Origin of the sequence: Pseudomonas sp. GW456-12-10-14-LB2, from assembly GCF_002884345.1 — a bacterium.
GTDB classification, from domain to species: Bacteria; Pseudomonadota; Gammaproteobacteria; order Pseudomonadales; family Pseudomonadaceae; genus Aquipseudomonas; species Aquipseudomonas paraglycinae.
Genome location: NZ_POHV01000009.1, coordinates 113,209 through 138,633 on the forward strand (window position 1 = coordinate 113,209; position 25,425 = coordinate 138,633).

Sequence of the window (25,425 nt, forward strand, 5' to 3'; positions counted from 1 at the left end):
TTGACCCCGAACAGATGATGGCCAGGCCACTGGATGTGCTTCGCGAATCGCTGGAGCACGCGCAACGGATCAATGCGATGCAGCAGGTGCAGTGATGGCTAATACACAATTGAGCCTGATCCCGCAGAACTTCCCCGTCACGGTCAACATGCTCGTGGTGCTTAAGGGCGCCGAGAAAATGGAGGCCGAGATGAAGGGGCTGCGCGGCAAGGTCGCAGCATTCAAGAAAAGCATGGAAGACAGCGGCCTGGAGCCGCTGGATGTCGCCGGATTCATTTCCGAAGGTGGCCTGCTCAAGCCGTTTCAGGACGGCATCAAGAAGGCCATCGAAGCGCAGGATGCGCTGGCGAAGAAAGTCCGGGCGAACAAGGGGCTGAAAGTGCCCAAGGTTGTGCACGGAGAAACCTCGGCCAACCTTGAGAAGTTCAACAAGGCACTGGACAAGGTATCGCTGAAGATCGGTCAGGCGCTGTTGCCGGCAGTCAACAGCATCGTCACCGCTATCACGCCGGTGATCACCTCGATTGGTCAGTTCCTCGCGAACAATCCGTACCTCGTCGAGGGACTGGCTGCCGCGGCGGTGGCGTTCACGGTGGTGACGGTCGGTGCAATGGGGCTCGTCGCAGTGCTGGGCATCCTGGCTTCACCGATCGGCCTGGTTGCTGCGGCCATCGCCGGGGCTGTGGCGCTGATTGTGATTGGTGCGCGCCTGATCACCAACAACTGGTCTTCGATTTCCGGGGTCTTCAGCAAGATGTGGGCGTTCACCCGTGAGGCCTTCGATAGCGGAGTCACATCCGTGAAGGAGGGACTGGCTTCGATGGGCGCCTCTGTCGGCAAAACGTGGGATGAGACAGTTGAGCTGTTCTCTGCGGGCGTCGACAGCGTCACGAAGTTCTTCGACGAGACCGTGGCGAGTGCGACGGCGGGTATCGAGGCACTCAGTACGAAGTTCTCTTTCTCGCCGCGTGAGGTGATGGATAAGGCCTTGGCAACCGCCGGTACGGTCATCAGTGACTTCTTTGACAGTACGATTGCCAGGGCGAAGGCGGGTATCGAAGCACTCAGTGCGAAGTTCTCTTTCTCGCCTCGCGAGGTGATGGACAAGGCGCTGAAAACCGCCAGTACGGTCGTCAGTGATTTCTGGGACAGTGCGGTCGCCAATGCAACGACCGGCATCGAAAAACTCAAGGCCACGTTTTCGTTTTCGCCCCGTGAAGTGCTGAGCCAGGCGCTGGCCACTGCCAGTGGCGTGGTCGGTGATTTCTACAACGGCGTGGTAGCCAGCGCAGGGGCGGGTGTGGAGTCGCTCAAGGCGCGGTTCAGTTGGTCGCCGATCCAGACCATCAACGAAGCCTGGCAGCCGGTCACTGATGTGTTTTCGGCGCTGCGGGATGTCGTTGGGGCTTCCATGGCCTCGTTGCAGGACAGCTTGCGCCGCGTGTTCGACGTCTTGCCTGTGGAGTCCGCAACGGCGGCCTGGGCTGGCGTGACAGGGTACTTTTCCGGTTTGTGGGCATCGTTGACCACGGATGCGCAATCGGTGAAGGGCGTGTTCGGTGACCTTTTCGGCCAGTCTCCGCTGGACTCGATCAAACAGAAGTGGGAGCCCGTCATTGTCTGGTTCAGTGATATGTGGACGAAGCTGCAGAGCATCTTCGGACAGGTCAAGGAGCTGCTGGGTGGCCATTTCTCCGGATTCTTCGAAACCGTAACCGGTAGCGCTGCGACACCTGCGGGCACGTCCGGGTTGAACAGTCCGTTGCCACAGTCCTCCAGTAACCTGATCCAGCAAAGTGCCGCCAACAGCCGCACGCAACTCGAAGGCGGCCTGACGGTGCGCTTCGAAAATGCGCCGGCCGGGCTGCGTACCGATCAACCGCAAACCAATCAGCCGGGCCTGGCGCTGTCTTCGCGCATCGGCTATCGCTCGCTGTCCATGGGAGGTTCCAATGAACTGGCGTGACCGTTTGGTGCCGGCGTCCTTTCGGGGGGTCGGTTTTTGGGTCGATCAGGCGAAAACCCCGGTCGGCCGCAACGGGCAGTTGCACGAATATCCGCAACGCGACCTGCCGTTTTTCGAGGATCTCGGCCAACAGGCCAAGACCCACGATCTGACGGCTTTCATCGTCGGCCCCGATTGCCTCGAGCAGCGCGACAAGCTGCTCAAGGCGCTGGAGCAAGGCAGCGGCGAACTGGTGCATCCGTGGCTGGGACGCCTGCAGGTCAAGGTCGGCGAATGCGATATGACCCACACCCGCCAGGACGGCGGGCTGGTGACTTTCGCACTGAAGTTCTATCCCGACCGGCCCCTGCCGTTTCCGACTGCCACTGTCAGCACGCAGAAAGTGTTGCTGGCCAAGGCTGACACCTTGCTGGGTTCTGCGGTGGCACGTTTCGAACAGGCCATGACCCTGATCAAGGCTGCGCGGATCGGCATCGCCAATCTGCGCAATAGCCTCACCGGGGTCTATGACGTGATCAAGGAACAGCTCAAGCCACTGATCGAGCAGTACAAAGAGATCACCGAGCTGGTCAAGGCCGTCAAGGAACTGCCCGAGGAAGTGGCGGCGGAGTTCAAGGGGCTGCTGGGCGATATCAAGGAGCTGAAGGCATTCGCGAAGGAGGGCTATCGTGGCGTGATTGCCGACGTGTCCCAACAGATCGAAGCCATCCGCAAGGCCGATGCGCCGAAACTCACCACCGGCAAGGACACCACGGCTGCGGCGCAGGCCATGGCCGATCTGGTGCAGGACACGCTGATCGTGAAAGTGGCGCAGTGGGTCGCCTCGATGCCGGTGGCTTCGACACCGGTGAAACTGACGTCGACGCCCACGGTGGCGCAACAGGCGATTCAACCGGTTACCCGCCAGGAAGTGCCGGTCACCGACGATCTGCAACTGCTGCAAAAAGAGCTGGTCGAGGCGCTCCAGCTGGCGCAGAACAAGGCCGATCCCGCGCACTATCAAGCCATCAGCGATGTGAAGGAAGCGCTGATCGCGCACCTCAAGGCTGTGGCGTCGTCCGGTGTGCGACTGGTCAGCAAGTCGTTTCAGGAAAGCCTGCCGGCGCTGGTCGTGGCCTACAAGCAATTTGCCGATGCGACCCGGGTCACGGAAGTGACCCAGCGCAACGGCATCGCTCATCCGGTGTTCTCACCCAACGATGTGAAAGTCTCCAGGGAGTGAGCCATGGACGAGATGGACAACCACGTCACACTGACGGTCGGCGACATGGAATATGGCGGCTGGAAAAGCGTGGAAATCAGCGCCGATCTGGAGCGCCAGTTCCGCACCTTCAAACTCGATATCACCTGGCAATGGCCGGGACAGACCGTCGATCAGCGGATCAAGGCCGGCGACCCGTGCGAGGTGCGGATCGGCAAGGATCTGGTCCTCACCGGATACGTCTTCAAATCCCCGATCAGCTATGACGGGCGGCAGATCAGCCTGAGTGTCGAGGGCAGTTCCAAGACCCAGGATCTGGTGGATTGTGCGGCGCGAAACATCCCCGGCCAATGGCAGGATCAATCGCTGTTGAACATCGTCCAGGCCCTGGCCGGGGAATACACGCAGTTTGTGGTCAACGAGATTCCCGAGACTGCACGCCTGAGCAAGCACACGATCGTCCCGGGTGAAACGGTGTTTCAGTCGATCGATCGTCTGCTCTCGCTGTACCGGGTGTTTTCCACCGATGACGCCGAAGGTCGACTGGTGCTGGCCAGACCGGGCAGCGGCGGCCGCGCCAGCGATGCGCTGGAGCTGGGCAAGAACATCCTGTCGGCCAACGCGCCGATGGATTACAGCCAGGTGTTCTCCGAATACCGGGTGATCGGCCAGCAAAAGGGCAACGACAAGAAGAGTGGGGCGGCGGTCAGCGAGGTTGAATCCAGTGCGACCGATCTGACATTCAAGCGTCGACGCACCACCATCATCAACGAAGGCTCGCAACTCACGTTCGAACTGGCCCAGCAACGGGCCCAGTGGGAAAGCGCCACGCGCATGGGCCGGGCGCTGACCACCACCTATCAGGTGCAGGGCTGGCGCCAGTCCAACGGCGATCTGTGGCGCCACAACACGCTGGTGAAGGTCAAGGATCCGGTACTCGGGTTCGATGAAGACATGCTGATTTCCAAGGTCACGTACTCGTTGTCGGCGCAAGGCTCGGTGACCACCCTGCAAGTGGCGCCGCCGCATACCTTCGACGCCAATCCGATCCCACCGAAAAAAGCCTGAGCCGGCACCTCCCTCCAAGGAAACCCTATGAGCCTACTGACACGCCTGCTGGCGCGCGGCACTGTCGTGCTCGCCAGTTCGGCCTCCAAGCTGCAATCGCTGCAAATGCGCCTCACCGCCGGTGAAGTGAACGACGACGTGGAGCACTTCGAACCCTACGGTTTCACCAGCCATCCATTGGCCGGTGCCGAAGGCGTCGTCACGTTTCTCGGCGGTGACCGCTCTCATGCCATCGCCCTGGTGGTCGCTGACCGCCGTTACCGCCTGCAATCGCTGGCGGCCGGCGAGGTGGCGATCTACACCGACGAGGGCGACAAAATCCACCTCAAGCGCGGGCGGATCATCGACATCGAAACCGCCACGCTCAACATCCGTGCAAGCACGGCCGTGAACTTCGACACGCCGGTGATCAACCAGACCGGCAAGATCGTGTCCACCGGCGATCAGGTGGCTGGCGGCATCAGCCAGATCAAGCACGTGCACGTCGGCGTGCAGGCCGGTAGCGGCCAGACCGGTGCGCCGGCGGGAGGCCAGTGATGTTTATCAGTCAAAACCTGCACGCCGCGCTGACTCGCGCGGTGTTGATCAGCCTTTTTACCTGGCGCCGCGCTGCCGACGACGATGCCCTCGACGACGAGGAACGTTACGGCTGGTGGGGCGACACTTTTCCCACCGTGGCCAATGACCGCATCGGTTCGCGGCTGTGGCTGCTGCGTCGGGTCAAGCTGACCCGCCAGACACAGATGGACGCCGAGTTCTACGCCCGTGAAGCCTTGCAATGGCTGATCGACGACGGCCATTGCAGCGCCATCGACATCATCAGCGAACGCCTCGACGCCCAGCGCCTGAACCTGCGCACGGTCCTGACCCTGGCCGACGGCGAGCGTCTGGACATCAACCCTGAAAACAGTTGGCAGGTGATCTATGCCGTTTGAAACCCCTTCGCTGCCGGTGCTGATCAAGCGCACCCAAAGCGACCTGGCCGGCGATTCGCTGCGCCAGTCCGATGCGCAAGTCCTGGCCCGCACCCTCGGTGGTGCGGTCTATGGACTGTATGGCTATCTCGATTGGATCGCCGAGCAGATCCTGCCCGACACGGCCGATGAGTCGACCCTGGAACGGATCGCCGCCCTGCGCCTGAACCAGCCGCGCAAATCCGCGCAGGTTGCCACCGGCAGCGTCAGCTTCAGTGCCAGCGCCGGAGCGGTATTGGATGTCGATACGTTGTTGCAATCGAATGACGGCCGGACTTACCGGGTCACTGCCGCACGCACCACCAGCAACGGCGTCAACAGCACGACCATTGCGGCCCTGGATCCCGGTAGCCAGGGCAATGCCGATGCCGGGCTGACACTGGTGCCGGTGCAACCGATTCTGGGCATTGCCGGTAACAGCTTTACCGTCCTGGCACCCGGGCTGACGGGCGGCATCGCCCGGGAAAGTCTGGAGTCCCTGCGTTCGCGGGTGATCCGCTCCTACCGCCTCATTCCTCACGGCGGTTCGGCCCAGGACTACGAGACATGGGCGCTGGAGTGCCCCGGGATCACCCGGGCATGGTGTCGCGGCAACTTCCTGGGGCCGGGCACGGTCGGCGTATTCGTCATGCGGGACGACGATGCGCAGCCCATCCCCAATGACGAGCAGCTCGCTGAAGTACAGGCCTATATCGAACAGTTGCGGCCGGTGACGGCGGATGTGCGGGTGCTCGCCCCGGTGCAAGTGTTGGTCAACTACAAGCTGCGCATCACCCCCGATACCAGCGCAGTGCGGGCAGCGATCGAAAGTCAGCTGCGTGATTTGCACAACCGAGAAGCCGGGTTGGGGGAGACCTTGTTGCTCAGCCACATCTCCGAAGCCATCAGCAGTGCAACCGGCGAGACCGACCACTCGCTCTCCTCTCCGAAAGCCGACGTGACAGCCGCCAGCAATGAGCTGCTGACCTTTGGAGGTTGCGAATGGCTGTCCTGAGGAACGCCGAGCAATACCGCAGTCAACTGCGCAGCTTGCTGCCCAGCGGTCCGGCCTGGGAACTGGAGCGTCTGCCGGAACTGGGCCAGGTGCTCGATGGCATCGCTGCGGAGCTGGCACGACTGGATGCGCGCGCCATCGTCCTGCTGAACGAGATGGATCCGGCTGGCGTCAGCGAGCTGGTGCCGGACTGGGAACGGGTCATGAACCTGCCGGATCCGTGCCTTGGCGCTACGCCCCTGTACGACGATCGACGCCTTGCCGTACGCCGGCGATTGCTGGCGGTGGGCGGACAGACGGCCGCGTATTTCATTCAGATCGCTCGCAGCCAGGGCTATCCGGACGCCACCGTCACCGAACTTCGGGCACCCCGCATGGGGCGCTCAAGGTTTGGTCAGGCGCATTTCGGGACCTGGAAGGCGCAGTTCATGTGGGTACTCAACACCGGTGGGCGCCTGTCGCTGGGCCGTCGTTATGGCGCCAGTTACTGGGGCGAACGTTTTGGCATGAACCCGGGCTCTGCCCTGGAATGCCTGATTCACCGCAGCGCACCGGCTCATACGCAGGTGCAGATCAATTATGACTAAGGAATGAATAATGGATTATCCAAAGAGTGTGCCCAGCGTTGGACTGGTCAATGGCAAGTTTGTCGATGAAAACCCGGTGGCGGGAACGCCCGGTTCGCTGATTCCGGCGATCTGGGGCAACTCCGTCACCGATGAATTGCTGGGCGTGATCAAGGGCGCCGGTGTGACTCCCGACGAAGTCGATCTGGGGCAACTGTTGCTGGCTGTGCGCAGGATCAATCAGACCGGGCTGGTCGATTACGCGATGGACACGGGCACAGCCAATGCCTATCGCGCCAACTATGCGCCGGTCGTTCTCAATGTGGTGGACGGGTTGGTGCTGCGTTTCAAGGCCCTCAATGCCAACACCGGTGCCAGTACCTTCTCGGCCAACGGACTGGCGGCCAAACCGATTGTCGGTGTTGACCACAACGCGGTTCAGGAAGGGGAGATCACGGCATCCGGCGACGTGTGGGTGCAGTGGAACAGCACCATTGCCGGTGGCGTATGGGTGATGATCGCGAGCACCGGCATGGTCAAACAGACCGGCAGTGACATTGGTGATATCAAAACCGTAGCCACGGCAGAGCCGCCCAAGGGATGGCTCAAATGTAATGGTGACATTGTTTCCCGCACGCAATATGCGGCGCTCTTTGCGGCGATCGGCACGCGATTCGGGGCCGGTAATGGCAGCACGACTTTTGCCCTGCCGGATCTGCGCGGCGAGTTCGTGCGGGGCTGGGACGATGGTCGCAAGGTCGATAATGCTCGAGTTCTGGGCAGTGCCCAGGCCGGTCAGAACCTTTCGCATACCCACGGCGCTTCGGCGGCGGCGGCAGGGGCGCATGCCCACGGTGCTTCGGCGTCCGTTGCCGGCAATCACGCCCACTCCGGTATCACCAATGAATCCGGGGATCACCAGCACGGCATTCTGGCTTCGGGTAACAACACTTCCTATGGCCGTCAGGGTACGGGCAGTGGCCCTGGTGACTATGCCGCCGTCACGGCTCCAGGCGGTAATCACGCGCACGGTCTCTATATCAACGCGGCCGGTGATCACTCGCACGCGATCACGGTCAACGCTGTGGGTGATCACACCCACGCGGTGACGATCGCTGCAGACGGGGGCAATGAAGCACGCCCACGAAACGTCGCGCTGCTTTACGTCATCAAGTACTGAACCGAGTACCGCAGGCAGCACAGTGCGTGCCTGCGGATCACTTCGGTTTCGCCTTTCCATTTGTCAGTCACGGGAGCGAACGACGGTACTCCTGAAAATTCTGGCAAAAAATGGCTGGCTGGCATCAGCCTGCAGCCATGGTTCAATCGGAGCATCCAGGGAGGACCGAGCATTATGCAAATTACTGAAGACAACCTACTCAACATCATGCCCAACGCCCGCCGCCAAGCGGGCGTTTTTGTTTCACCGCTCAACGACGCCATGGCCCGCCATCGCATCGATACACCGAAACGCATCGCTACGTTTCTCGCCCAGATCGGACACGAGTCCGGGCAATTGCAGTACGTACGTGAGCTGGGCAACAACCAGTACCTGAGCAAATACGACACCGGTACGCTGGCCTTGCGCCTGGGCAACACGCCCGAGGCTGACGGCGACGGGCAGAAGTATCGCGGGCGCGGGCTGATCCAGATCACCGGGCGCAGCAATTATCGTCAGTGCAGTCTCGGACTTTTCGGTGACGAGCGCCTGCTGGCCTTGCCTGAGTTGCTCGAACAACCGCAATGGGCGGCGGAGTCCGCGGCGTGGTTCTGGGAGAAGAATGGCTTGAACGAACTGGCGGATCAGGATCAGTTCAACAGCATCACCCGGCGGATCAACGGCGGGTTGAACGGTTTGCAGGACCGCCTCGACATCTGGGCGCGGGCGAGGGCGGTGTTATGCCAGCCTTCGGTCTGAAGTTCTGGTGTGTCATCGGCGCTTTGCTGCTGGCCGGTGGTTCGGCGGCGCTGGCCTGGCAGGTCCAGGACTGGCGCTACGAAGGGCGGCTGGCCGAGCAGGCCCGGCTGCATGCCGAAGCCCTCAATCAATTGACTCTGACCGCCGCCACCGCGCAACAGGCCGAGCAGGACAAGCGCCTGGCCCTGGAGCAACGGCTCACGGCCGGTGAACAAACCCATTATCGAGCACTGAACGATGCCCAACGTGATCAGGATCGCCTGCGCGATCGTCTTGCCACTGCTGATCTGCGCCTGTCAGTCCTCATCGACGCAGGCGACGCTGCCCAAGGCTGCGGTGTGCCAGCCACCTCCGGCGCCGGCGGCGTGGATCATGCAGCCGTACGCGCCCGACTTGACCCGGCGCATGCTCGACGAATTGTCGCCATCACCGGCGAAGGCGACCGCGGACTGATTGCCTTGCAGGCCTGTCAGGCCTATATCAGAGCGCTGGCGCCTGCACATTTTGAATAAGCTTGTGTATTGAAAGCGCAACCGGCTCGTGTACGGTGGTACCCATTCCATCCGATCCGGAGCGCGCCGTGAAAGAAATCACCCAACTGGCGGCCGAACTTGGCCGACGTCTGCAATTGCTCAATGCCCACGTCACGACGGCCGAGTCCTGCACCGGTGGCGGGATTGCCGAAGCCATCACCCGCATTCCGGGGAGTTCGGCATGGTTCGAGGCGGGTTACGTGACCTATTCCAACCGCCAGAAAACCCAGCAGCTGAATGTACCGACGGAGCTGTTCGGCACCGTGGGCGCGGTCAGTCGCGAAGTGGTCGAGGCCATGGTGCGCGGCGCCCGGGAAAAAAGCCTGGCGCGGTTTGCCGTGGCGGTCAGCGGTGTGGCCGGGCCGGACGGTGGTTCGCCGAACAAACCGGTGGGCACCGTCTGGCTGGCGTGGGGTGTGGGCGACACGGTTTCCAGCGAGGTCCAGCACTTCCCCGGCAACCGCGACGAAGTCCGCCGACAAACGGTGAAGGCCGCGCTAGAGGGCTTGCTGCGACTAGCGGCACGAGAAATCGAAAATCAGGGGTAGGCGATCCGTGAACGCTGTGGAATAATACTGGCTACTTATACAGGTGTTGGCCGTCAGGCCTTATTGATTACGTGAGGACTTTAATGGACGACAACAAGAAGAAAGCCTTGGCTGCGGCCCTGGGTCAGATCGAACGTCAATTCGGCAAGGGTGCCGTAATGCGTATGGGCGATCAGGACCGTCAGGCGATCCCGGCCATTTCCACCGGCTCTCTGGGTCTGGACATCGCACTCGGCATCGGCGGCCTGCCAAAAGGCCGTATCGTTGAAATCTACGGTCCTGAATCTTCCGGTAAAACCACACTGACGCTGTCCGTGATCGCCCAGGCTCAAAAAGCCGGTGCGACCTGCGCCTTCGTCGACGCCGAACACGCCCTCGACCCTGAGTACGCCGGCAAGCTGGGCGTCAACGTCGACGACCTGCTGGTTTCCCAGCCGGACACCGGCGAACAGGCCCTGGAAATCACCGACATGCTGGTGCGCTCCAACGCCGTTGACGTGATCATCGTCGACTCCGTGGCCGCACTGGTGCCAAAGGCTGAAATCGAAGGCGAAATGGGTGACATGCACGTGGGCCTGCAAGCCCGTCTGATGTCCCAGGCGCTGCGTAAAATCACCGGTAACATCAAGAACGCCAACTGCCTGGTGATCTTCATCAACCAGATCCGCATGAAGATCGGCGTGATGTTCGGCAGCCCGGAAACCACCACCGGTGGTAACGCGCTGAAGTTCTACGCTTCGGTTCGTCTCGACATCCGCCGTACCGGCGCGGTGAAGGAAGGCGACGAAGTGGTCGGCAGCGAAACCCGCGTCAAGGTTGTGAAGAACAAGGTAGCTTCGCCGTTCCGTCAGGCCGAGTTCCAGATTCTCTACGGCAAGGGTATCTACCTGAACGGCGAGATGATCGACCTGGGCGTGCTGCACGGTTTCGTCGAGAAGTCCGGCGCCTGGTATGCCTACGAAGGCACCAAGATCGGTCAGGGCAAGGCCAACTCGGCCAAGTTCCTGGCGGACAACCCGGAAGTCGCGGCCAAGCTCGAGAAGCAACTGCGTGACAAACTGCTGTCGCCAGCAGTAATCGCTGACTCCAAGGCTTCTGCGGTCAAAGAGACCGAAGACGACCTGGCTGACGCTGATATCTGATTGCACCGATGACAACCGCCGTACTCGATACCCTCGTCGCGGTGCGGCGAACCGCCATGGACCTGCTCGCACGCCGCGAGCATGGTCGAGTTGAGCTGACGCGCAAACTGCGTCAGCGTGGCGCTCCCCCCGAGATGATCGAAACAGCCCTCGACCGTTTGACGGAAGAAGGGCTGCTTTCCGAAGCCCGTTATCTTGAAAGCTTTGTTTCCTATCGCGCCCGCTCCGGTTACGGCCCACTGCGGATTCGTGAAGAACTGAGCCAGCGCGGTTTGCAACGCGCCGATATCGAACTCGCCTTGCGCGAGAGCGGTATCAACTGGCAAGAACAGCTAACAGACACGTGGCAACGGAAGTTCTCCGGACAGCTTCCTGGCGATGCCAAGGAACGCGCCAGACAAGGTCGATTCCTGGCGTACCGGGGATTCTCGATGGAGATGATCAACCGCTTGTTCAGCGGCAGAGGGATGGACGATTAAATTGTTCCAGCTTCAGCTCAGCTTCATCTGAAAAATAAAAACGGCCCGCTATTTCGATAGCGGGCCGTTTTTTTTTGCCTTCACGTTACCTTCGACGGTTCGCGAGTGCGTTGCGCGGTTTGGGGTTTTGAGTGGGCCCAGTTTTCCGGCAGGTTGATGTAGTCCACCAGCTCCCGCAGACGCCCGTGATCCCGGGCATTGAAGGCGAATGCCAGGCGCGTCAGGTGGCTGAATTGAGCATCGTCGTGCTCTTCGCCGGCGTAGGCGTGTTGATGGAACTGGTCACTCAGGCACAAATCGGCAAACGCTTCCTGCATATGCTCCAGGGCCTGATCGCTCAACTTGTGGTTCATGCGAATGACAAACTGGCGCTTGAGCCAACGGCTGGAGTGGAAGTTGCCGTAGAACTGGTTGATCTGCTCCACCGCCTCTTCAACGTTGTAGACCAGGCGCACCAACTTCAGGTCGGTCGGCAGAATGTAACGGTTTTCCTCCAGTTGCTGGCGAATGAAGTCCAGCGCGCCTTGCCAGAAAGTCCCGCCCGGTGCGTCCAGCAGCACCACCGGCACCAGAGGGCTTTTGCCGGTCTGGATCAGCGTGAGCACTTCCAGCGCTTCGTCCAGGGTGCCGAACCCGCCGGGGCACAACACCAGCGCATCGGCTTCCTTGACGAAGAACAGCTTGCGGGTGAAGAAGAAGTGGAACGGCAGCAGGTTGTTGGTACCGTCCACAGTGGGGTTGGCATGTTGTTCGAAGGGTAGGGTGATGTTGAAACCCAGGCTGTGATCGCGGCCGGCACCTTCATGGGCGGCGGCCATGATTCCGCCGCCGGCACCGGTGATGACCATCATGTTCGAGCGGGCCAGCGAGGCCCCGAGTTCACGAGCCATGGCGTAAAGGGGATGTTCGACCGGGGTGCGGGCCGAACCGAACACCGTGACCTTGCGTCGCCCCTTGAACTGTTCAAGGGTTCGAAAGGCCTGCTCCAGTTCGCGCAGGGCTTGCAGGGTGATCTTGGCGTTCCAGCGGTTGTGGTCTTCCTGGGCCATACGCAGAACGGTCAGGATCATGTCGCGGTAGATGGGGGAATTCGGACTGTTGGGTGACACCAGGTTGAGTTGTTCTTCGACCTTGCTGATGAGGTCGTGGCCGCTTTCCTGAAAATGACGGCTGAGCAGGTCATTCGGTTGGTAAGGCATGCAACTTCTCCTTCTGCACAGAGCTTTCGGCCCTGACGTGCGGCGTCAGTGCCGCGCTGCAAGAAAACAAACAGCCGGCAGCTCCTTTCCTGCCGTTAATAAAAGATCGGGAATACGTTGAATCTAGACCCTCAAAGCATTTTTCGCTCATTGAGCATTGCGCCGCAAAGTCTTTCCTGGCAACTGCTTATTGCCGCTTTTCGAAGTGTTTTCACCGCTCGTCCGATGCCACGTCGAGGGCTGAATGCTCTGATTTACTAAGTTAAAGGCGCCGTACGACAACTTTGCGTCAACGACCGTACGCAAGGTGCACGCTATTCAAGGATTTGCGGGTGGCAAGGAGGCAGGACACATGACCAGAGTCATTCTGGAGATCGATACGCAGCTGTATCGGTTGTTGAAAGCATCGGCCGAGACCAACCATGTGAGTCTCGAAGAGGAGTGCTGCCGACGCCTGGCGGGAGGGGAGCGCCGCTCGCGTTACTTGCAGGCCTTGCTGGCCGAACTGCGCGCCGAGGATGAACAGCGGCGCGCTACGTCGCGATGATTACTTCTTCTTCGCTGGAGCCGCTTTCGGGCAATCCGATTCCTGGTAGCTGGCGGAGCCGATCGCCTTGTTGCTTTTCACTTCGGTGAATTCATAACGCATGATCGCGCCTTTGGCCATCAGCTTGCGGTACGACGGATTGTTGCAGACCGAGGCGCCCAGCTGGAAATACACGGCTTTGGGATCGGCGCGCATTTTGTCGGCGTGGCTCTTTTGCACGCTCAGGTGATTGACCAGCGTGGTGCCTTCGACGGTGTAGCCCTGATCAAGAATGTCTTCGTTGATCGCCCGTGGCGTGCCGACGCTGCTTTGTGCGGCGACATTGCGCAGCTCTCGGTTCAGATTCTGCTCACTCAGGGATGCAGCCTGAGCGCTGAAGGACGAAGCCAGCAGAATGGCAGCGGTGGGAACGATAAGGCGCAGCATGAAACTCTCCTGGTTCAGTGACTGGTGGTTCGACCAGCCACGTGACTGTGCGTTCAGTGGCGGCGAATTATAGGGGAGCCGGTCGGGAGGGTACAGGCTTGTGCCCGTCGCTCTGGTAAACTGCCGCCCTTTATTGCCCTGCCGAGTGTCGTTCGTGTCGAGTTTTCCTGTCTGCCGGTGCCGCCTGCGATGAATCATGCCCCCAACGCCGTGGCCCGCCTGCGCGATCAGCGCGAGGACGAAGGCATCAAACCGATCCAGGCCCGTGGCTTTCGCTCCCCGCGCTGCCGCGATTGCCGGGTGATCATCAGCCATTGCCTGTGCGCCTGGCGGCCAACCGTCGATACACGCTCGGGCGTTTGCCTGATCATGACCGGCAAGGAAGTGTTCAAGCCAAGTAACACCGGTTGGTTGATCGCCGACATCGTGCGCGACAACCATGCCTTCATCTGGTCGCGGACCGAACCCGACGAGCAACTGCTGGCGCTGCTGAACGACCCGCAATGGCAGCCGTATCTGGTATTCCCCGGCGAGTACGTCGAACCTTCGCGGGTGACCAACACCGTGGATCTCGATAGCAGCAAGCGCCCGCTGTTCATCCTGCTGGACGCGACCTGGACCGAGGCTCGCAAGATCTTCCGCAAGAGCCCGTATTTCGATCGTTTGCCTATCCTGAGCTTGTTGCCCGACAAACTCTCGCGCTATCGCCTGCGCCGCTCGACCCGCAGCGAGCACCTGTGCACCGCCGAAGTGGCGGCGCTGTGTCTGGAACTGGCCGGCGATTCGGACGCGGCGTCGGCGCTGGATGCCTATTTCGATGTGTTCAGCCAGCATTACCTGGGGGCCAAGCAGCAACTGGACGTCAATGTGTCGACGCCGGCCCACGCCGAATTGCTGCCCTATATCCGAAACGCGGCGCCAGTACCGGCCTGATCCTGGCCCATACTGCTAAAGCAGTGGCCGTGCGGCTTGACCACCCCGGCTTCGCTGGTCATGCTTGGCGCCGATTGGGGTGCGGCCAAGGTTTGAAACGCCGTTTTTGTTCGTGATTGGCGTTGAACGTGCCCCTGTGGATGCCGCTGCCGGGCGGTGTCTGGATTTGCTTTGGTGAGGCCCGAATGCGCGGGCCCGCCATCAAAAACAGGATCATTTGAAAAATGGCCACATACGACATCCTGATTGCCGATGATCACCCTCTTTTTCGTAGCGCACTGCACCAAGCGGTGACGATGGGCCTTGGCCCGGACGTACGCATGGTGGAGGTGGCGAGCATCGCGGAGCTGGAAGCCCGCCTGACCGAAAAGGCTGACTGGGATCTGGTGCTGCTGGACCTGAACATGCCGGGCGCCTTCGGGTTTTCCGGGCTGGTGATGCTGCGCGGTCAATACCCGCAGATTCCGGTGGTGATGGTTTCGGCCCAGGAAGAAGCCTCGGTGATGGTCAAGTCCAGGGAGTTTGGCGCCAGTGGCTTCATTCCCAAGTCCAGCGACCTGAGCGTGATTCAGGAAGCGGTGCGCAAAGTGCTGGATGGCGACGTGTTCTGGCCGCCCCAGGCATTCGAAGCGGTCAGCGTTTCGGATGAAGCCAAAGCCGCCAGCGATGGCCTTGCGAGCCTGACGCCGCAGCAGTTCCGGGTGCTGACCATGGTCTGCGAAGGTTTGCTGAACAAGCAGATCGCCTACGAGCTGAGCGTGTCCGAAGCGACCATCAAGGCCCACGTCACGGCGATTTTTCGCAAGTTGAACGTGCGGACCCGGACCCAGGCAGCTTTACTGCTGCAACAACTTGAGTCAATTCCGAGCCAGTAAGCGCTGGCGTCTTCACGCTTTTTTGACTTTCGTTGATCTAGCTTCCCCACTTCCTTTCGGTCGGTTATCTACTTTATGTCACCTTTCAAGGGCCAGACGGGCCTGAAACGCATCCTCAACGCTTCCGGTTACTCGCTGGACGGCTTGCGCGCCGCCTTCACTGGCGAAGCCGCATTCCGCCAGTTGGTGCTGCTTAACGTGGTACTGATTCCGCTGACGTTTTTCCTCAATGTCAGCCGGGTCGAGCAGGCGCTGCTGATCGCCGTGTGCCTGCTGGCGCTGATCGTCGAGCTGTTGAATTCAGCGGTGGAGGCGGCCATCGACCGTATCTCGCTGGAGTTGCACCCGCTGTCCAAGAACGCCAAGGACATGGGCAGCGCCGCGCAATTCGTGGCACTGAGCATGATCGCCCTGGTGTGGGCGGTGATTCTGCTCTAAGCGATGCTCGGCAGAACGATCTCGTCGCTGCGCTGCACCCCGGCGGTGAAGGCGCGGCACAGATCGAGGAATTCGCGCATGGCGGAGGTCTGGTACTTCTGCTTGTGCCAGATGAAATAGAACTGCCGCGCCAGATCCAGATCCGGCGTCTCCACCGGCACCAGGCTGCCGCGACGGAAGGCGTCACGCAGCGCCAGACGCGAAATACAGCCAATCCCCAGACCTGATTCCACCGCGCGTTTGATCGCTTCGGTGTGTTCCAGCTCCAGCCGGATGTTCAGCGCACTGCGGTGATGCCGCATCGCCTGATCGAAGGTCAGGCGCGTCCCCGAACCCTGTTCCCGCAAAATCCACGCTTCGTGCGTCAACTCTTCCATGGTCGCGCTGCCGCGCTTGGCCAACGGATGTTGTGGGGCGCAGAACACCACCAGTTCATCCTCGACCCAGCTCTGCACTTCGATGTCCGGGTGGCTGCAATCGCCCTCGATTAGACCCAGATCAATTTCGTAATGAGCCACTTGTTGCACGATATTGGCAGTGTTCTGCACATGCAGCTTCACCTGGCTTTCGGGGTGGCGCTGCATGAAACCGCCGATCAGCAGCGTCGCCAGGTAATTGCCGATGGTCAGGGTCGCGCCCACCGACAGCGAGCCGAAACCGGATTTACCGTTGAGCAGGTCTTCGATTTCCTTGGCCTGATCGAGCATGGCCACCGCTTGCGGCAACAACTGTTTGCCGAGGGCGTTGAGGCTCAGGCGTTTGCCGGCGCGGTCGAACAGCTGGCAGCTGGACTGGCGCTCCAGTTCGGTGATGGAAGTGCTGGCGGCCGATTGCGACAGGTTGAGCAGACCCGCAGCACGGGACACGCTTTCCTGCTGAGCGACAGCGACGAAGACTTGCAGTTGACGAAGAGTAAATCGCATATCGATATAACCGATAACCCTTATCTTAATAATCCAGTTAACAGATATTGTCGGCGCTATTAGAATGCGATGCAATTGCGCACCGTCGGCATTCTTCAACACGAGCCGGGCAGGCGCAGATCAATCTCCAGGAGTCCCACGTACATGAGCAACATGAACCACGAGCGTGTCCTCAGTGTTCATCACTGGAACGACACTCTGTTCAGCTTCAAGTGCACCCGCGATCCGGGCCTGCGCTTCGAGAACGGTCAGTTCGTGATGATCGGCCTGCAACAGCCAAACGGCCGCCCGCTTATGCGCGCTTACTCGATCGCCAGCCCGAACTGGGAAGAGCATCTCGAGTTCTTCAGCATCAAGGTGCAGGACGGTCCGCTGACCTCCCAGCTGCAGCACCTGAAGGAAGGCGACGAGATCATCATCTCGAAAAAACCGACCGGCACCCTGGTGCTGGACGACCTGAACCCGGGCAAGCACCTGTACCTGCTGAGCACCGGCACCGGTCTGGCGCCGTTCATGAGCGTGATCCAGGACCCGGAAACCTACGAGCGCTTCGAGAAAGTGATCCTGGTTCACGGTGTTCGTTACGTCAACGAAGTCGCCTACCGCGAATTCATCACCGAGCACCTGCCGCAGAACGAGTTCTTCGGAGAGGCGCTGCGTGACAAGCTGATCTACTACCCGACCGTGACCCGCGAACCGTTCGAGAATCAGGGCCGTCTGACCGACCTGATGCGCAGCGGCAAGCTGTTCAGCGACATCGGCCTGCCACCGATCAACCCGCAGGACGACCGCGCGATGATCTGCGGCAGCCCGAGTATGCTCGACGAGACCAGCGAAGTGCTCGACAGCTTCGGCCTGAAGATCTCGGCGCGGATGCGCGAGCCGGGTGACTACCTGATCGAGCGCGCATTCGTCGAGAAGTAAGCTGTTTATAGGTGACGCAGAGCGTCACTGGATGCATTCCCACGCAGACGGTTCGACGCCTCGACGTGGGAACGATCAGCCCGCGTTGCCTGAGAAGGCAGCGCGGGCTTTTTCGTTTTCGCGATTCAGTCAGCGGCGGGGATGACTTCCAGGACGCGGATCTGCTCAGGCACAGGGTAATGCCAGCGCACGTCCAGATCCCAGAACTGCGCGCCGTATTCGCGTTCGGGCGCGGGCGTCTGATAGGCCGGGCGCGGATCCTGGGCCAGGCACTGCTCGATCAGCTCGACCAGCGGCTCGGCCAGGCGCTGAGCGTGCGTGTGCGCCTGTTGCAGCGCCGCGTCCGTCCACTGCACGTCGATCAGTTGCGGCGCGGCACTGGCGATGCTGTTGGAAGCGTCAGCAATGATGTCGGCGTACGGCACGTAGGGTTTGACGTCGAGAATCGGCGTGCCGTCCAGCAAGTCGATGCCGGAGATGAACAGGCGGTTGGCCTCGACCTTGTCCAGTTTCACCACCGACTGACCGATGCCGTTCGGCCGGTGCGTGGCGCGGGTGGCGAACACGCCCATCGACTTGTTGCCACCGAGGCGCGGAGGGCGGACCTTGAGGCGCGGCTTGTCTTCCAGCGCCTGATGGAACAGGAACAGCAGCCAGACATGACTGACCTGCTCCAGTCCCTGCACCGCGTCGCCCTGATCGAACGGTGCCACCAGTTCCAGCACGCCACGGGCGGCGGGTGCCAGTTGCGGCTGGCGCGGGATGGCGAACTTCTCCTTGAAGCAGGAGCGGACGAAGCCGATGGGGGAGACGCTGTAAGTCATGGTTTGCATTCGAAGCGGAGCAGGGCGGGCATGATAACCCGTCCGGCCGCCAGTCTGGTGCTGGCAGACCTGACGCTATCGCCGGCAAGCCAGCTCCCACAGGGTTCGCGGGAGTTCGCATCATGTGTGTACACCAAAAGACCTGTGGGAGCTGGCTTACCAGCGATAGCCTCACCGCCGATATCAGAGACTAAACCCGCCATCCAGCGGAATGATATTCCCGGTCATGTACGCCCCGGCGGTACTCGCCAGGCTGATCGCCAGCGCTGCCATCTCTTCCTCACGCCCCCAGCGTTTCATCGGGATCAGCGCAGTGTCTTCGGCCAGCGCCTGCTGGTCGCTGCCGATGTGCTGGGTCATTTTGCTCGGGAAGCGTCCCGGCGCGATGACATTGACGTTGATGTGCTGGCTCACCAGTTCCCGGGCGAGAATCCGCGACAGTTGATGCAGGGCCGCTTTGCTCGGTCCGTAGGCATAGGCCTGTTCACCGAAAGACGAGATCCCCGCTACCGAGCCGATGTTGATGATCCGCGCCGGATTGGCCACCGACCCGGATTGGCGCAGCAACGGCAGAAACTGCTGGATGCAACTGAACACCGAGGTCACGTTGAGTTGCATGACTTTCTCCCAGCCCTTGACCGGGTAGCTCTCCAGCGGCGCGCCCCAAGTGGTGCCGGCGTTGTTCACCAGAATGTCCAGATGAGTGATCTGCTCGCCCAGTCGCGCGGCCAGCTCTTTCACGCCTTCTTCTGTTGCCAGATTCGCCGCCATGCCATGACACGTGCCCAGGGCACTGAGTTCTTCAGCGGTTTGATGACAGGCTTCCGCGTCACGGGAGCAGACGTACACGCGGGCGCCTGCTTCGACAAACGCCTTGGCGATCATTTTGCCGATACCACGGGTGCCGCCGGTCACCAGGGCGGTGCGGCCTTGCAGGGAGAAATACGGGTGCATGGCGAATCCTGAGGGCTAGGGTTCAGTACACCCTAGTCGCCGGCTGCGAAAAGCGGAGCCACTATTTTTGGAAGGAATGGGAGGCCATAGGGCCAGCTTCAAGTTGCGAGCGTCGAGCTACGAGTAAAAGCTTGCAGCTCGACGCCTGTCGCTGCTTTACGCTCTCACGCGGAGCGTGAGCCCCTTGAGGAAATTGCGCAGCAACTGATCGCCGCACGGGCGGTAGTTGGTGTGGCCGACCTTGCGGAACAGCGCACTCAGCTCAGGCTTGGACACCGGGAAGTCGGCAGCCTTGAGGATCGCGTGCATGTCGTCTTCCTTCAGTTCGAAGGCCACGCGCAGCTTTTTCAGGATGATGTTGTTGGTCACCGGCAGTTCGATCGGCAGCGGCGGACGGCTTTCGTCCTTGCCGCGCTTGAAGATCACCAGACCGTCGAGGAAGTGCGCGATGACTTCGTCCGGGCAGCGCACGAAACCTTCTTCGTCTTCTTCTTTCTTGTCGAGGTACGTCACGACATCGGCAAGTGTGACGTCCAGGCCGCCGAGTTTGATGATCTCGACCACTTTCTTGTCGCTGATGTCGAGCATGTAGCGCACGCTGCGCAGAACGTCGTTGTGAACCATGTGTGCAATCCTGATTGTTCGCTGTGGGCACCGAGCGGGGCGCGATGCCGGAATGTAGGGTGGCTTGCGAGCCTTAGAATTTCTCTTTGCCGGACAGGTAGCGCCATTGGCCGACCGGCACCTTGCCGATGGACACGCCGCCGATGCGGATCCGGCGTATGCCGATGACCTTCAGGCCGACCGCTTCGCAGAACTGGGCGATGATCCCCGGCTGCGGGTTTTTCATGGCGAAGCGCAGACGGTTTTCGTTCTGCCAGCTGGCCTTGACCGGCGGCAGTTCCTTTCCCTTGTGGGTGAGGCCGTGCTGCAGGCGATTGAGGCCGTGGGCAACCATGTCGCCTTCGACTTCGACCACGTATTCCTGCTCGATCTTGGCCGCGTCGGCGGTGAGCTTGCGCAGCACCTTCCAGTCCTGGGTGAACACCAGCAGGCCGCTGGCCTTGGGTTGCAGGTCGGCGCTGGCGGTCAGGCGCAGGAAGTGCCCGCGCAGCGGACGCTTGCCGTAGCGGTGTTCTTCGCTGAGGGTTTCGGCGTTCAGCGACTGCATGGCGCTGTCGACATCCACGCCGGCCGGCACGTTGAGCAGGATGGTCACCGGCTCCGGCGCGGTGGCCTTGGCGTCCTTGTCGAGCTCGACCTTTTGGTCGCCGACCTTGAACTGCGGCTCGTCGATGACTTCGCCGTCCACGGTGACCCAGCCGCCCTCGATGAACAGCTCGGCTTCCCGGCGGGAGCAACCGACCAGCTCGATGAGGCGTTTGGAGAGGCGAATCGGGTCAGTCATGACAGGGGCCGTAACAAAAAAGGGGTGGGCATTGTACCTGCCTGGGGCCGGTTAAGCCCGATTGCATTTGCGCCGTGTGGCTTTTAGCCGCGTACGGCGCGCTGCTCCGGTTGTTTCAGGCGCATGTGCAACAGCGGATACGGCTGGCCCATGCCATCGACTTCCGAGCGGCCGATCACCTCGAACCCTTGCTTGAAGTAAAACCCCAGGGCCTGCGGGTTTTGTTCGTTGACGTCCAGTTCGTCGGCGTTCAGGTGCTCCATCGCGTACTTCAGCAGTTTCTTGCCAAGGCCCTGACCGCGATGGGCCGGGTCGATGAACAGCATTTCGATCTTGCCCGCCGCAACCCCGGCAAACCCGGTGATGCGCTGGTGGCTGTCCCGGGTGCAGATCAGCATCACCGCATCGAGGTAGCGGGTCAGCACCAGATTCTTCAGCAGCTCGATGTAGGATTCCGGCAGGAAATCATGAGTCGCGCGGACCGAGGCCTCCCAGACCCGGGTCAGTTCCTGATAATCGCTGAGTTTCGGCGTGTGGATGACCGAGTGGTGACGCATGCCCGATAGCCTCTTTGTCATGGATGAGGGAGTCCTTCCCCTCACAAACTCTAGCCGTAAAAAAGCCCCGCATCTCGTAAAAGAGAGCGGGGCTTTCTGTATTTTTCGCGCTTAGATCTGTTCGGCCCAGAGGTCGTATTCGTCGGCGTCGGTCACCTTGCACCAGACCTTGTCGCCCGGCTTGAGGTTGCTGCCGTTGTCGATGAACACGTTGCCGTCGATTTCCGGGGCATCGAAGAAGCAGCGGCCGACCGCGCCCTGCTCGTCGACTTCGTCCACCAGCACTTCGATTTCACGGCCGATGCGCATTTGCAGGCGCGCCGAGCTGATGGCCTGCTGGTGCGCCATGAAGCGTTCCCAGCGATCCTGCTTGACGTCGTCCGGAACCACTTCCAGATCCAGATCGTTGGCTGGAGCGCCTTCGACCGGCGAATACTGGAAGCAGCCGACGCGGTCGAGCTGGGCTTCGGTCAGCCAGTCCAGCAGGTACTGGAAGTCTTCTTCGGTTTCGCCGGGGAAGCCGACGATGAAGGTCGAACGGATGATCAGGTCCGGGCAGATTTCGCGCCAGTTCTTGATCCGCGCCAGGGTCTTGTCTTCGAACGCCGGGCGTTTCATCGACTTCAGGACTTTCGGGCTGGCGTGCTGGAACGGGATGTCCAGGTACGGCAGGATCTTGCCAGCGGCCATCAGAGGGATCAATTCGTCGACGTGCGGGTACGGGTAAACGTAGTGCAGACGGACCCAGACACCGAGGGTGCTCAGCGCTTCGCACAGTTCGGTCATGCGGGTTTTCACCGGCGCGCCGTTCCAGAAACCGGTGCGGTATTTGACGTCAACGCCGTAGGCACTGGTGTCCTGGGAAATCACCAGCAGTTCCTTCACGCCGGACTTGACCAGACGCTGGGCTTCGTCGAGCACGTCGCCAACCGGACGGCTGACCAGTTTGCCGCGCATCGACGGGATGATGCAGAAGCTGCAGCTGTGGTTGCAGCCTTCGGAAATCTTCAGGTACGCGTAGTGGCGCGGGGTCAGCTTGATGCCTTGCGGCGGCACCAGGTCGATCAGCGGGTTGTGATCCTGCTTCGGCGGCACGACTTCGTGCACCGCGTTGACCACTTGCTCGTACTGCTGCGGACCGGTGACGGCCAGCACGCTCGGGTGCACGTCACGGATATTGCCTTCTTCCACGCCCATGCAGCCGGTCACGATGACCTTGCCGTTTTCCTTGATCGCTTCACCGATGACTTCCAGCGATTCGGCCTTGGCCGAGTCGATGAAGCCGCAGGTGTTGACCACGACCACGTCGGCGTCCTGATAGGTGGACACCACGTCATAGCCTTCCATGCGCAGCTGGGTCAGGATGCGCTCGGAGTCGACCAGTGCTTTCGGGCAACCCAGAGAAACGAAGCCAACCTTTGGATTGGCCGGCGCAGGAGTGGTGGACATGTCTAACCTCGGTGTTTTGTGACGTCGCTTGCCTGATGGCAGAAGCCGACGGACGGGCGCTTGAAGTGCGCCTCTGATCAAAAAGTGCGCAATTCTAGCGACGAGCAGCGCACTTGACCAGCTTTATGCAGGGAAATACGACGAGTGCTGCGCTATGCTTCGCGCCGTTGCGCTTTACTGAATTTTTACAGTCAAGAAAACGTCTGTTACAGGGCGTAAAAACGCGCATGCTGCACACAAAGCATAGTGCTTCATCTAAGAAGCCGGTCTGGGAATCAGGAGTGTTGGATGGGTCAGGCAAGTAGTCACGCGGCAGGCGCCGAAGGTTCGGCCACCAAGCCGCTGAGCATGCTGGTCGCGGCGGTCGGGGTAGTTTACGGCGACATCGGCACGAGCCCGTTGTACACCCTCAAAGAAGTGTTTTCCGGCGCTTACGGCGTGCCTGTCAATCACGACGGAGTGCTCGGCATTCTGTCGCTGATTTTCTGGTCGCTGATCTGGGTCGTTTCAATCAAGTACATGATGTTCGTCCTGCGCGCCGACAACCAGGGCGAAGGCGGGATCATGGCGCTCACCGCGCTGGCCCGTCGGGCGGCGGCGGGGCGCAAGCGGTTGCGTACGTTGCTGGTGGTCTGCGGGCTGATCGGCGCGGCGCTGTTCTATGGCGACAGCATGATCACCCCGGCGATTTCCGTGCTCTCGGCCATTGAAGGTCTGGGCCTGGCCTTCGACGGCATCGATCACTGGGTGGTGCCGCTGTCACTGGTGGTGCTGGTCGGGTTGTTTCTGATCCAGAAGCACGGAACGGCGCGGATCGGCATTCTGTTCGGGCCGATCATGGTCACCTGGTTCCTGGTCCTCGGCGCCCTCGGCGTCTACGGTATCAGCCACTACCCGGAAGTGCTGCACGCGATGAACCCGGTCTGGGCAGTGCGCTTTTTCATGGTTCATACCGGCATGGGCGTGGCCATCCTTGGCGCCGTGGTGTTGGCGCTGACCGGTGCCGAAGCGCTGTACGCCGACATGGGCCACTTCGGCCGCAAGCCGATTGCCCGTGCTTGGTTCCTGCTGGTGCTGCCGGCGCTGGTGCTCAACTACTTCGGCCAGGGCGCCTTGCTGCTGGAGAACCCGGACGCGGCACGCAACCCTTTCTACCTGCTGGCGCCGAGCTGGGCGTTGATTCCGCTGGTCGGTCTGTCGACCCTGGCCACGGTGATCGCCTCCCAGGCGGTGATTTCCGGCGCATTTTCCCTGACCCGCCAGGCGATCCAGCTCGGTTACATCCCGCGCATGTACATCCAGCACACCTCCAGCGACGAGCAGGGCCAGATCTATATCGGCGCCGTGAACTGGTCGCTGATGGTCGGCGTGGTGTTGCTGGTGATCGGCTTCGAATCCTCCGGCGCCTTGGCCTCGGCCTACGGCGTGGCGGTGACCGGCACGATGCTGATGACCACGATTCTGGTCTCGGCAGTCATGTTGCTGCTGTGGAAATGGCCGCCGATTCTGGCGGTGCCGGTGCTGCTCGGCTTCTTGCTGGTGGACGGTCTGTACTTCGCCGCCAACGTGCCGAAGATCGTCCAGGGCGGTGCCTTCCCGGTGATCGCCGGTATCGCGCTGTTCGTGCTGATGACCACCTGGAAGCGCGGCAAGCAACTGCTGGTCGAGCGCCTCGACGAAGGCGCGCTGCCCCTGCCGATCTTCATCAGCAGCATCCGAGTGCAGCCACCGCACCGTGTGCAGGGCACAGCCGTGTTCCTCACCGCCCGCTCCGACGCCGTGCCGCACGCGCTGTTGCACAACCTGCTGCACAACCAGGTCTTGCACGAGCAAGTGGTGCTGCTGACGGTGGTCTACGAAGACATCCCGCGCGTCCCGCCATCGCGACGCTTCGAAGTCGAGGCTCACGGTGAAGGCTTCTTCCGGGTGATCCTGCACTTCGGCTTCACCGACGAGCCGGACGTGCCGCAGGCACTGAAGCTGTGCCATCTCGACGACCTCGACTTCAGCCCGATGCGCACCACCTACTTCCTCAGTCGCGAAACGGTCATCGCCTCGAAACTCGAAGGCATGGCCCGTTGGCGTGAAGCGTTGTTTGCGTTCATGTTGAAGAATGCCAATGGGAACCTGCGGTTCTTCAATCTGCCGCTGAACCGGGTGATTGAGTTGGGGACGCAGGTGGAGATGTAAACCCCCGTCTCAACTGAAAAGCCCCCGTCAGCCTTGTGGCTGGCGGGGGCTTTTTTGTATCCGTGTCCAAACGTTTCCAGGCGCCCATCCTCTCTGGTAGCTGGTAGGCTGCCTCTCATAGAGTCATTACGGTGCACGAGGACGATTTGCATGACGGAGTTACCGGAGCAAGAAAGGCTGGATGAACTCGAGAGTCTTCGGGTTCAAGCGGCAGTCGAGGCGCGATTGAGCAATTTCGATCCTGCTCAAGCGATCAGTCACGACGACATGCGGGCGAGGTATGGCCAGGAAGCGCTGACATCTAACTGAGTCCTGTGCTTATCGTGGGAGTCCTCGAAATGAAAAAGCCCCCGCAACTGCGAAGTTGCGGGGGCTTTTCGTTGGTGCGC

28 protein-coding genes are annotated in these 25,425 nt (G+C 61.1%); 19 read left to right on the top strand and 9 right to left on the bottom strand.

Going from position 1 to position 25,425, the window contains the following annotated elements; genetic code table 11:
• Nucleotides 1-109 precede the first annotated feature (109 nt).
• The 13 genes from C1X29_RS08355 to recX all read left to right on the top strand — a co-directional run bounded on the left by C1X29_RS08355 (nucleotide 110) and on the right by recX (nucleotide 11,389).
• Complete coding sequence (locus C1X29_RS08355; protein ID WP_256584332.1) at nucleotides 110-1,966, top strand: hypothetical protein; 1,857 nt, start codon at nucleotides 110-112, stop codon at nucleotides 1,964-1,966.
• On the top strand, nucleotides 1,953-3,188 hold the full coding sequence (locus C1X29_RS08360; protein WP_102717219.1) for a DNA circularization protein: 1,236 nt from the start codon (nucleotides 1,953-1,955) through the stop codon (nucleotides 3,186-3,188). Before C1X29_RS08355 ends, C1X29_RS08360 begins: the two co-directional genes overlap by 14 nt.
• Nucleotides 3,189-3,191: 3 nt before the next feature.
• Entirely contained in the window at nucleotides 3,192-4,235 is a 1,044-nt protein-coding gene (locus C1X29_RS08365; protein ID WP_102717220.1) for a phage baseplate assembly protein, read from the top strand.
• Between the two features lie 27 nt (nucleotides 4,236-4,262).
• Nucleotides 4,263-4,772 carry a phage baseplate assembly protein V gene (locus C1X29_RS08370; protein ID WP_102717221.1) on the top strand — a complete coding sequence of 170 codons (510 nt, stop codon included), beginning with the start codon at nucleotides 4,263-4,265 and terminating at the stop codon, nucleotides 4,770-4,772.
• On the top strand, nucleotides 4,772-5,170 hold the full coding sequence (locus tag C1X29_RS08375) for a phage GP46 family protein (protein ID WP_085748147.1): 399 nt from the start codon (nucleotides 4,772-4,774) through the stop codon (nucleotides 5,168-5,170). Before C1X29_RS08370 ends, C1X29_RS08375 begins: the two co-directional genes overlap by 1 nt.
• The gene (locus C1X29_RS08380) at nucleotides 5,160-6,203 is read left to right on the top strand and encodes a baseplate J/gp47 family protein (RefSeq protein WP_102717222.1); all 1,044 of its coding nucleotides are present in this window, start codon (nucleotides 5,160-5,162) and stop codon (nucleotides 6,201-6,203) included. Before C1X29_RS08375 ends, C1X29_RS08380 begins: the two co-directional genes overlap by 11 nt.
• Nucleotides 6,191-6,790 (top strand): YmfQ family protein, encoded by a 600-nt coding sequence (locus C1X29_RS08385; RefSeq protein ID WP_085748149.1) that lies wholly within the window; start codon nucleotides 6,191-6,193, stop codon nucleotides 6,788-6,790. Before C1X29_RS08380 ends, C1X29_RS08385 begins: the two co-directional genes overlap by 13 nt.
• 10 nt (nucleotides 6,791-6,800) lie before the next feature.
• Nucleotides 6,801-7,949 (top strand): tail fiber protein, encoded by a 1,149-nt coding sequence (locus C1X29_RS08390; protein WP_085748150.1) that lies wholly within the window; start codon nucleotides 6,801-6,803, stop codon nucleotides 7,947-7,949.
• 174 nt (nucleotides 7,950-8,123) lie between these two features.
• Nucleotides 8,124-8,687 carry a glycoside hydrolase family 19 protein gene (locus C1X29_RS08395; protein WP_085748151.1) on the top strand — a complete coding sequence of 188 codons (564 nt, stop codon included), beginning with the start codon at nucleotides 8,124-8,126 and terminating at the stop codon, nucleotides 8,685-8,687.
• Nucleotides 8,669-9,199, top strand: a complete 531-nt coding sequence (locus C1X29_RS08400) for a lysis system i-spanin subunit Rz (protein WP_102717223.1) — start codon at nucleotides 8,669-8,671, stop codon at nucleotides 9,197-9,199. The genes C1X29_RS08395 and C1X29_RS08400 overlap by 19 nt, the downstream gene beginning before the upstream one ends.
• A gap of 68 nt (nucleotides 9,200-9,267) precedes the next feature.
• Nucleotides 9,268-9,768, top strand: coding sequence for a CinA family protein (locus C1X29_RS08405; protein WP_085748153.1), 501 nt, complete (start codon nucleotides 9,268-9,270; stop codon nucleotides 9,766-9,768).
• 83 nt (nucleotides 9,769-9,851) lie between these two features.
• On the top strand, nucleotides 9,852-10,910 hold the full coding sequence (recA, locus tag C1X29_RS08410; protein WP_003222269.1) for a recombinase RecA: 1,059 nt from the start codon (nucleotides 9,852-9,854) through the stop codon (nucleotides 10,908-10,910).
• A gap of 8 nt (nucleotides 10,911-10,918) precedes the next feature.
• Nucleotides 10,919-11,389 carry a recombination regulator RecX gene (recX, locus tag C1X29_RS08415; RefSeq protein WP_039771298.1) on the top strand — a complete coding sequence of 157 codons (471 nt, stop codon included), beginning with the start codon at nucleotides 10,919-10,921 and terminating at the stop codon, nucleotides 11,387-11,389.
• Between the two features lie 80 nt (nucleotides 11,390-11,469).
• On the opposite strand, the gene C1X29_RS08420 is transcribed toward recX, so the two are convergent.
• Nucleotides 11,470-12,588: a TIGR00730 family Rossman fold protein gene (locus tag C1X29_RS08420; RefSeq protein WP_102686581.1), complete on the bottom strand. Its 1,119-nt coding sequence runs from the start codon at nucleotides 12,586-12,588 to the stop codon at nucleotides 11,470-11,472.
• A gap of 352 nt (nucleotides 12,589-12,940) precedes the next feature.
• Here C1X29_RS08420 and C1X29_RS08425 point away from each other — a divergent pair, with 352 nt between their 5' ends.
• On the top strand, nucleotides 12,941-13,135 hold the full coding sequence (locus tag C1X29_RS08425; RefSeq protein WP_085748155.1) for a hypothetical protein: 195 nt from the start codon (nucleotides 12,941-12,943) through the stop codon (nucleotides 13,133-13,135).
• Here C1X29_RS08425 and C1X29_RS08430 read toward each other — a convergent pair whose 3' ends face one another.
• A complete protein-coding gene (locus C1X29_RS08430; protein WP_085748156.1) occupies nucleotides 13,136-13,561 on the bottom strand; it encodes a PA3611 family quorum-sensing-regulated virulence factor in 426 nt (141 codons plus the stop codon).
• Between the two features lie 189 nt (nucleotides 13,562-13,750).
• On the opposite strand from C1X29_RS08430, the gene C1X29_RS08435 reads away from it, so the two are divergent.
• From C1X29_RS08435 to C1X29_RS08445, 3 genes are all read left to right on the top strand, one after another.
• Nucleotides 13,751-14,494: a tRNA-uridine aminocarboxypropyltransferase gene (locus tag C1X29_RS08435; RefSeq protein ID WP_007954936.1), complete on the top strand. Its 744-nt coding sequence runs from the start codon at nucleotides 13,751-13,753 to the stop codon at nucleotides 14,492-14,494.
• Nucleotides 14,495-14,718: 224 nt separating this feature from the next.
• Nucleotides 14,719-15,369: a response regulator transcription factor ErdR gene (gene erdR, locus C1X29_RS08440; RefSeq protein ID WP_085647827.1), complete on the top strand. Its 651-nt coding sequence runs from the start codon at nucleotides 14,719-14,721 to the stop codon at nucleotides 15,367-15,369.
• 75 nt (nucleotides 15,370-15,444) lie between these two features.
• Nucleotides 15,445-15,807 (top strand): diacylglycerol kinase, encoded by a 363-nt coding sequence (locus C1X29_RS08445; RefSeq protein WP_003222276.1) that lies wholly within the window; start codon nucleotides 15,445-15,447, stop codon nucleotides 15,805-15,807.
• On the opposite strand, the gene C1X29_RS08450 is transcribed toward C1X29_RS08445, so the two are convergent.
• Complete coding sequence (locus C1X29_RS08450; RefSeq protein ID WP_007954941.1) at nucleotides 15,804-16,730, bottom strand: LysR family transcriptional regulator; 927 nt, start codon at nucleotides 16,728-16,730, stop codon at nucleotides 15,804-15,806. The two genes, C1X29_RS08445 and C1X29_RS08450, sit on opposite strands and share 4 nt — an antisense overlap.
• 144 nt (nucleotides 16,731-16,874) lie before the next feature.
• On the opposite strand from C1X29_RS08450, the gene fpr reads away from it, so the two are divergent.
• Nucleotides 16,875-17,654 (top strand): ferredoxin-NADP reductase, encoded by a 780-nt coding sequence (gene fpr / locus C1X29_RS08455; RefSeq protein ID WP_007908723.1) that lies wholly within the window; start codon nucleotides 16,875-16,877, stop codon nucleotides 17,652-17,654.
• Between the two features lie 125 nt (nucleotides 17,655-17,779).
• On the opposite strand, the gene tsaA is transcribed toward fpr, so the two are convergent.
• The 6 genes from tsaA to rimO form a co-directional block, all read right to left on the bottom strand.
• Nucleotides 17,780-18,478 (bottom strand): tRNA (N6-threonylcarbamoyladenosine(37)-N6)-methyltransferase TrmO, encoded by a 699-nt coding sequence (tsaA, locus tag C1X29_RS08460; protein ID WP_165369569.1) that lies wholly within the window; start codon nucleotides 18,476-18,478, stop codon nucleotides 17,780-17,782.
• 183 nt (nucleotides 18,479-18,661) lie between these two features.
• Nucleotides 18,662-19,432, bottom strand: a complete 771-nt coding sequence (locus C1X29_RS08465; protein WP_102717224.1) for an SDR family oxidoreductase — start codon at nucleotides 19,430-19,432, stop codon at nucleotides 18,662-18,664.
• A 156-nt stretch (nucleotides 19,433-19,588) separates the two neighbouring features.
• Entirely contained in the window at nucleotides 19,589-20,056 is a 468-nt protein-coding gene (locus C1X29_RS08470) for a DUF1456 family protein (protein ID WP_085748159.1), read from the bottom strand.
• A 73-nt stretch (nucleotides 20,057-20,129) separates the two neighbouring features.
• Complete coding sequence (locus C1X29_RS08475; RefSeq protein WP_102717225.1) at nucleotides 20,130-20,840, bottom strand: rRNA pseudouridine synthase; 711 nt, start codon at nucleotides 20,838-20,840, stop codon at nucleotides 20,130-20,132.
• Nucleotides 20,841-20,923: 83 nt separating this feature from the next.
• Complete coding sequence (locus C1X29_RS08480; RefSeq protein ID WP_041475157.1) at nucleotides 20,924-21,397, bottom strand: GNAT family N-acetyltransferase; 474 nt, start codon at nucleotides 21,395-21,397, stop codon at nucleotides 20,924-20,926.
• Between the two features lie 111 nt (nucleotides 21,398-21,508).
• Nucleotides 21,509-22,846, bottom strand: a complete 1,338-nt coding sequence (rimO, locus tag C1X29_RS08485) for a 30S ribosomal protein S12 methylthiotransferase RimO (protein WP_085748160.1) — start codon at nucleotides 22,844-22,846, stop codon at nucleotides 21,509-21,511.
• A 288-nt stretch (nucleotides 22,847-23,134) separates the two neighbouring features.
• Here rimO and C1X29_RS08490 point away from each other — a divergent pair, with 288 nt between their 5' ends.
• Complete coding sequence (locus tag C1X29_RS08490; RefSeq protein ID WP_102717226.1) at nucleotides 23,135-25,036, top strand: potassium transporter Kup; 1,902 nt, start codon at nucleotides 23,135-23,137, stop codon at nucleotides 25,034-25,036.
• The last annotated feature ends 389 nt before the right edge of the window (nucleotides 25,037-25,425 follow it).